Below are 6,439 nucleotides of genomic sequence, written 5' to 3'. Positions count from 1 at the left end.
TTAAACTATAGTCCTCTCCATCGCCGCCATCTCCACCAATATCATCATTGCTGCTAACAGTAATACTTACATTACCATCCTCAGCAACTGTAGCCGTATCATCATTCGCTACAGGTGTTCCACATAAATCAGCCGAATCATCTACAACATCAGAGTTTAAAGCTAAGCCATAATCAACACCAGTTTCTGTAACTTGTCCATTCGAATCCACCGTTGCAGGATCCGTAGTTCCAAATTGGTCTCCATCTCCTCCATCTGCATTTGTATCATTATATTGTTCATTAGCATCTGAACAACCATCACCATCAGAGTCTCCGTCTAAATGATTAGGGGTTCCGTCACCATCAGTGTCTAAAGAACAGAACATATCAGCAAAAGGAACATTTTGTCTAGTTATAGTTCCTGGAAGTTCATATTCCAAAGTAACAGACTCCGCTCCAGTATTCTCAAAAAACGGAATCACAAATTTATGTAAACCAGGAGATAAATAACGACTACCAGAAACCGTAACAACACCATGCAGTCCATCATTATCTATAACCTCTACATCATCAATAAACAATTTCGAACCATCATCTGAAGAAAGGTAGAAATTGTAATTTCCTTCCGTTGCTATGTTGAAATACCCCGTAAATCTTATACCATAGGTATCATTTGTTGCTCCTAAAGAAGTAATTATTGCATCTACATCAAGAGAAGCAAAAGTTCCTGTAGCATCCGCTCCAGTAGTTGGAATATTATCTACAGTATTTCCAGAAGGTGTTCCATCATAATATTCATAAGAAATTACACCTGAGCAGTTTAATTCAACCGTATCTAAAATACCATCATTATCATCATCTAAATCACATGGATCTGGCACACCATCTCCATCAGCATCAACTGAGTCATCCGCTCCATTACAAACATCACTTCCATTTAACACACCATCGCCATCATCATCACACTGATCGTCTGTTGCTGTATTATCATTTGCTGTTCCAATTGGTTGACCTGCAGTTGCCAAACTTGGAATACCGTTAGCATCTACAGATCCGGTGATTACACCTGAACCATCAATTTGAGATGCTAAGATATTTTCTCCTCCTTCTAATGAATCAAAACATCCATCATCATCAGAATCTAAATCTAAATGATTAGGCGTTCCGTCATTATCAGTATCATCATAAGTACAAAACTCAAGATTATCAAATACGAAAGTAACGTTACCATTATTAGCTATATCTCCGTCTTGTCTTTCTTTACTAGTTGTAATTTGAAATGAAGAGACTAAACCGGAAATAACAATATCTGAGTAACTTCTTGTCGCATCTCCTCCGTTAATAAAAGATGTTATTGTTGCTGAAGTAGAATTATTCCCTGTAATTTCAAAAAGCAATCCATTTGGATTTGGATCGCCAGCACTTGTTCCATCGTAATCTGAATTTGGTGTTGTAGAAACAGGATCTGTTAAGTTTCCTATAAATACATTATTAGAACCTGAAGGTGAAGCTGATGTAATAGTTACTTTATCACCTTGATCAATACCAGACCATCTAAATTCAACATTTGCAACAGGTTCACTGAATGTAAATGTATATACAATTGAGTCACCAGCACCATCATCTACACTTTGACCCTGTACACGGATTCCAGTAGTGCCCTCAGTTTGCAACTGAGACAAAGTAGCATTTGTAAGAGTGGTTGTTAAATCGAGATTAACCCCGTCCTGAGTGTAAATATCATTGATTTGTCCTGCTCCTACAAAGTCTCCACTTGTTCCAGAGCTTATCGCTCCAGAAGGACAATTCAACCCTTCAGTAGCATCTGTAATACCATCATTATCATTATCTAAATCACATCTATCAGGAACACCGTCTCCATCTTGATCAGCTGTATCATCATAACCTGGACACGCATCAGTTCCGTTTGGAACTCCATCTCCATCATCATCACACTGTGCATCTCTAGTATTATAATCCGTAGAAGTACCAACTCCTTGACCTCCAGTAGCCAAATTAGGAACACCATTACTATCATCTCCTCCTGTTATTGCTCCAGAACCATCAACCTGGCTTGTTGTAATACCTTCATCTCCTTCAAGAGCATCGAAACACCCATCATTATCTGAATCCGCATCTAAATAATCTGGAGTACCATCACCATCAGTATCTTGTGCCTTACAAAAAGTAAAATTACTTAACGAAGCACCTTGATTTTGCGTACTAGATGGAGAAGTTGTATTGTTTTTATAAATTACATCAATTTTAGCAACCCAAGCTTGGATTCCTGTTATCGAAAAAGAAGTATCTGAACTAGTTGGGGTTCCGATAAATCTATTCGGTGAAGTATAGGTTTGACCATTAGTAATATCGTATTCTGCAGCACTTAAGGTATGAGTTGAACCATCAACTGTAGTGATAACTAACTCTATTTCATCAATAAAACCTGTTTGAGGTATACCCGATGCTCCATTTACATTCTCATCTATATCGTATACTGTAAAAGCCAAATTGTAAACTGGCTCACTAAAAGTAAACGTGTGAGTAGAGGACCCGCCATTTTCAGCTCTTTGAAAAAGGGTATAAGTATCATTAGCTCCAAAATCGTTAATTCGATAAGATGATTCAGTAATAATTGAGGCTATTTCTCTACTCAAATACACTTCTACTCCATCTGCATTTGGACTAGAATCAACAGCTATAGGATCATCTCCATCCGTATCTCCAACCCCAGACGTATAGCTAGTTCCCCAATTTAAAACCGACCCAGAAGTAGAGCAACTACCTAACTCACTAGCGTCTAAAATACCGTCATTATCATCATCAATATCATCTGTTACATCACAAATATCAGAAATACCATCTCCATCAGAATCAGGATTCCCAGAAGCTACTGCATCACAAGGATCTACAATAGGTTCTGTAATACGAAACTCAACGTTATCAATTCTAATTTCATCAGCACCTCCCCAATTCTGATCACCATTAAAATCAAGAAACCATATCTCCGAATTAACAGATATTTGTCCTGCTGTTAATGTATGCGTTATAGTCCCTGATGTGTTTGTATTTAATGTAGCAATTATATTATACGAAGATGTAGTATTATTCCATAATACTACATCTAAAACCTCGCCACCTCTACTAGTCGCATCGTAATCAAAGGTTAATGTAACGGTTGCTCCGGCAGAAACTCCACTTAAATCCAAAAACCTGAAGACACTTGCACCATCCAAGTTATCGAACAACAAGGAACCTCCAGAAACCAAAACTTTTCCTGAAGCAGAACTACCGTCATCGCTATCTTCAATCCAATTTGAAGCGAAGTCCGCTATACCATCATTGTTTGCGTAGGATACTGTGGAAAATGTATCTAGGTAATTAATCTGTGAATTAACCTGAATAAATGATACTAAAAAAAATAAAGTAAAGAATATTTTTACTTTAGGGGATTTTAAAGGGTAAAAGTTCCTCATATATGACAACTTCTATTTGAAAACTTACATTAACATTCTATTATTAGTTGTCGAAAAAATTGAACACAGACTATCGTCTATCTAATTAAGATAAAACCTTGTTGCTAAAAAAATCTATGAAGAATTTACAATGTGAATAAGTACACCCCTCCGTCTCAGACATTTAAAAAGCTAAAGATCCCATCTCAGTTAGTTGAATCAACTTCCTGACAACGGGGGAACGTAATGTGACAAATATATAAAATATTTTTATTTTGACCACACATTCATATGACACCTTTTTTCCATTGAAGTCACTTTTTTTCAAAAAATTATTTTATATCAATTTAAATTATGGAAAACAATATTTTAATAATTAATTTATATCGAATTATTTAGATTTAAAAGCTTTTTAAGGTGTTTTATTTTTTCAACAATGCAAATCCTTTAAGAAATTCAGAAACAGCCTTAAAACAATTTATTTAACCAAATTCAACTCAGGAAAGAAAAAAACTATTTTACTTAATGAATTGATTGATTATCTCTATCAGATAATCAACCTCCACTTTTGTTGATTCACCACTAAAAGAAAAACGAATTGAAGTTTTAGACAAATCAGTTTCACTTACAAATTCTTTTAAAACATGCGAAACTTTTATACCTCCACTTTGACAAGCACTCCCACTTGAGGCCGCAATCCCTTTTAAATCGAGATTAAACAATAATAACTTGTCTTGTTCCGGAAAACGGACATTCAATATTTTAGGTATTGATTTCGTTTGAGATGAAGAATACCCGTTAAATTCAATTTTGGAAGAAATCTCTTTGAGGCTTTTACATAGATACTGTTTAATACCTTGAATATGAATAGAATTATCACTCATATTCTCTACAGAAATTTCAAGCGCTTTAGCCATACCAACTATAGCATGAACATTCTCTGTACTCGAACGCACTCCTTTCTCCTGATTTCCACCTAATATCATGGGCTTAATTACGTGCTCCTTTCTACAAAACACAAAACCAACCCCCTTTGAGCCATGAAATTTATGAGCGCTTGCAACTAAAAAATCGATTGGTACATTATTCAAATCAATAGGTAAATGACCAACTGCTTGGACCGCATCTGTATGAAATAAAGCATTATACTCAACACACATACCGGCCACTTCTTCAAAAGGCAAAATATTACCAATTTCATTATTTACCATCATTAAACTCACCAATACTTTTTCTTCACTAACACTTAATAATTCTTTTAAATTATCTAAATCTACCCCTCCAAACTCATCTAAAGCAACATACTTAACCAACACACCATACTCTTGAGAAAGATTTTCAACTACATTCAACACAGCATGATGCTCAATTTTCGAAGTAATTATAACCTTTACTCCTAAATTTTTAACTGCATTATTAAGAACTAGATTATTCCCCTCAGTACCACTTGAGGTAAATATTATCTCATTGGAATTCGCCCCAATTAATTTTGCAATCTTTTTTCTAGAAGTCTCTAATGCTACTTTTGCTTTTCGACCGAACTGATGAGTAGACGAAGGATTTCCAATGTTATTCTTCATACTATCTGCCATAACATTAATCACCTCATCATACATATATGTTGTCGCAGCATTATCAAAATAGACTTGTTTCATATTAAAAATTTAAAGCAAAAATACGATTTTACTAATTCTGAAAAATATAAACTTCAGTTGCGCCCAACCCATATTTTTGATAAGATGCATCATAAAACTTAACGTTATATCTATTCAATAAGAAATGTAGTTCAGACTTTAAAACTCCCTCTCCTACACCATGAATAAAAATAATTTTAGAAATTTTCTTTTGAATACAATATTCAATTTTTCGTTTTGCAGTATCTATTTGTATCGAAAGAATATCATAATTATCTAATCCTTTCTTCGACTTGACTAATTTTTCAATATGCAAATCCACCTCCATTACAACTTCATTCTTAGCCTTTTTAAACAAAGAATTCTTTTTAGGAGTTTCACTAACCTTTTCTCTCAGCATACTCTTATCAACCGAAAATTTCCTTAACAAATCACTCTGACTAACTTCAATTTTTACCAACTCACTCTTTAAAAACCATATCTCTAAACCATCTTCGGTCTTGACCAAAATTTTATTTTTTATGATTTCCGTTACGATTCCTTCAATAACATCATCTAAAACAGCAACTTTATTACCGATTTCTAAACACATACTTAACTTTAACTTAAAAATAAAACCCTTTGATGTTTCTTAATTTTGCACCTACATTTAATGTACAAAAATACATTAACCCCCTGTAAAAGAATAATAAATAATGATTAAAACCACAAATACTACAACAAGAGACTTTTTTGAATTAGCAGGTAAAGAATTAATACTTTCTGACAGCAGAAAAGACTTGTTGTTATCAATAGCAGATAAAATCATTCAAGAAATAGAAGACAGAGATAAAATCAACTTAAATTTTATTTGCACACACAATTCACGCAGAAGCCAAATGGCACAAGTTTGGTCGTTTTTCGCTAGTACTTATTTTGGTTTAGATTTTATTTTTTCTTTTTCTGGAGGAACGGAAGTAACTGCATTTCATCGCAACACTGTTAAATGTCTTCAAAAAAATGGTTTTGAGTTTAATGTTGAAGATTTCTCACACCAAAACCCAAGATATTTAATATCTTTTTATGGAACAAAAAAGACTATTTTAGGATTCTCAAAAACTTACGACAATCCTCACAACAACTATCCATACATAGCTTTAACAACATGCGATAGCGCTGATGAAAATTGTCCTTTCATTCCTGATGCTATTGCCCGCTTTCATCTACCTTATGTAGACCCAAAAGTTGCTGATAACACAGAACATCAAAATGAAAAATACTTAGAAACTAGCAAACAAATTGCTGGAGAGCTATACTTTATTTTTGAGGAGATTTCAAAAAATCTAAACGAAACAGATTAATTTCTTCAACAACCGATTAATTTAATCTC

At 34.1% G+C, this 6,439-nt stretch carries 4 protein-coding genes; 1 reads left to right on the top strand and 3 read right to left on the bottom strand.

Annotated features, from left to right (window positions below):
* From ACOSP6_RS11600 to ACOSP6_RS11590, 3 genes are all read right to left on the bottom strand, one after another.
* Positions 1–3,457 (bottom strand): PA14 domain-containing protein (locus tag ACOSP6_RS11600; protein ID WP_422095723.1); only part of this gene is annotated, 3,457 nt, incomplete at its 3' end.
* 497 nt (positions 3,458–3,954) lie between these two features.
* A complete protein-coding gene (locus tag ACOSP6_RS11595) occupies positions 3,955–5,091 on the bottom strand; it encodes a cysteine desulfurase family protein (RefSeq protein WP_422093251.1) in 1,137 nt (378 codons plus the stop codon).
* A 31-nt stretch (positions 5,092–5,122) separates the two neighbouring features.
* Positions 5,123–5,662, bottom strand: a complete 540-nt coding sequence (locus tag ACOSP6_RS11590; RefSeq protein WP_422093252.1) for a Smr/MutS family protein — start codon at positions 5,660–5,662, stop codon at positions 5,123–5,125.
* A gap of 103 nt (positions 5,663–5,765) precedes the next feature.
* On the opposite strand from ACOSP6_RS11590, the gene ACOSP6_RS11585 reads away from it, so the two are divergent.
* Complete coding sequence (locus ACOSP6_RS11585) at positions 5,766–6,410, top strand: hypothetical protein (RefSeq protein WP_422093253.1); 645 nt, start codon at positions 5,766–5,768, stop codon at positions 6,408–6,410.
* Positions 6,411–6,439: the final 29 nt, after the last annotated feature.

It is taken from the genome of Tenacibaculum sp. MEBiC06402 (assembly GCF_049239625.1).
GTDB lineage: Bacteria > Bacteroidota > Bacteroidia > Flavobacteriales > Flavobacteriaceae > Polaribacter.
Note: the sequence above shows the minus strand (reverse complement) of the source record. Positions and strands in the feature narration are given on the sequence as shown.